This is a genomic window from Deinococcus malanensis (assembly GCF_014647655.1).
Classification (GTDB): domain Bacteria; phylum Deinococcota; class Deinococci; order Deinococcales; family Deinococcaceae; genus Deinococcus; species Deinococcus malanensis.
Map to the genome: position 1 here is coordinate 8,411 of NZ_BMPP01000042.1, position 1,382 is coordinate 9,792.

2 protein-coding genes and 1 pseudogene are annotated in these 1,382 nt (G+C 62.9%); 1 reads left to right on the plus strand and 2 read right to left on the minus strand.

Translation table 11 applies throughout. The features are described from left to right. Positions 1 to 127 precede the first annotated feature (127 nt). The gene (locus IEY49_RS21790) at positions 128 to 250 is read right to left on the minus strand and encodes a hypothetical protein (RefSeq protein ID WP_268239119.1); all 123 of its coding nucleotides are present in this window, start codon (positions 248 to 250) and stop codon (positions 128 to 130) included. Positions 251 to 342: 92 nt separating this feature from the next. Further along, a pseudogene (locus IEY49_RS20755) lies at positions 343 to 576 on the minus strand (sensor histidine kinase); the annotation flags it as partial. Positions 577 to 617: 41 nt separating this feature from the next. On the opposite strand from IEY49_RS20755, the gene IEY49_RS20760 reads away from it, so the two are divergent. Further along, positions 618 to 1,382 (plus strand): GGDEF domain-containing protein (locus IEY49_RS20760; RefSeq protein WP_189012264.1); only part of this gene is annotated, 765 nt, incomplete at its 3' end.

The window sequence follows — 1,382 nt, forward strand, 5'->3', positions numbered from 1 at the left end:
TTCATCCTGGCGTCCTGGCCTGAACGGAAGGCGAGATCCCAGGTACTCGGGTCCCATGGTCACCTCGCTCCACGCCCACCCAGAATGACCTGGGTCCTCCACCGCCAGCGGCAGGCATGCGTGACGATCAGACCTCCTCGGAACTCGTCCGGTCCGCCCAGAAGGCAAACGTCCGCTGCACCACCTCGGTGTACTCATCCAGGCCCACGGGGGTCGTGATTGAAGTGGATCTGGCAACAGGTTTGTGCAATCAAGATCGGGTGTATCGGTCCGTTGCGCATTCCTTCGTTTTTGCAGCCGGTGACAGTCGGGATAGGGAATGGCAGAGGATCCGTGGTGCCGTCAGTGCTTCGGCAGCGTGAACCCAAAGGTAGCGCCGGACCCGGGCACACCGGTGGCCGTGACCTGGCCGCCATGCCGCTGAACGATGCGGCGAACGTTGGCCAGCCCGACGCCTACGCCCTCGAACTCATCGTTCAGGTGCAACCGCTGGAACACCGCAAAAAGTTTGTCCGCGTAGCGAGGGTTAAACCCGGCACCATTGTCCCGTACGAACACCGCCCACTCGTCCGGACGCGGTCCTCTCCTGCGCCTTCTTTCGGCTGATCGTTCAGGAGATGCGTCGCCAGTCCTCGCTCCGGAGTGCGTACGCTCTGAACCTGGGTGTGATCATCGTCGCGCACGCCCTTGCCGTTCCCCGTACCCTGCTCCTGGGCTCCGGTACCTACCCGGAAATGGCATTCGCCTTCAACCTGCCCAACCTCCTGATGTACCTGTCCGTGCTGCTGCTCTCGGTGGGCGGCACCCTCACGTTCTGGCTGCTGCACGACGATAGGCGCCGCGCCGACATGCAGCACCTACAGGATGAACTCTCAGGGCTGGCGTTCTCAGATCCGCTGACCTCCACCTTGAACCGGCGCGGTTTCCGGCAGGCTTTCATGGAGTGGACGGCGTGTGGACGCTCCAGGGCGGGCACGCTGCTGGTGCTGGACATTGACGACTTCAAGACCATCAATGACCAGCAAGGCCACGCGGCGGGTGACACGCACCTCAGGGCGTTGAGCACCCTGCTTCATCAGGTGGCGGAAGACACGGATCTGGTGGGCCGGAGTGGTGGTGACGAGTTCGTCATGCTGCTCACCGGGGAAACCGGGGCAGTTGAAAACCAACTCCAGCGGTTGTCCGAGGGGCTGAGTGGGCCCACTGGGGCGTTGGGATTCGGGGTCAGCTTCGGGTGTACTCAGGTGGAGCCCACCGACACCCTGAAACGGGCGGATGAGGCGATGTATCAGGCCAAGGCCGCAAGACGAGCCTGGGCGCAGAACATTCCTTTCGCGCTGTACCCGCTTGAGATGGACGTGATGACGGGAGAGTGGAAACCT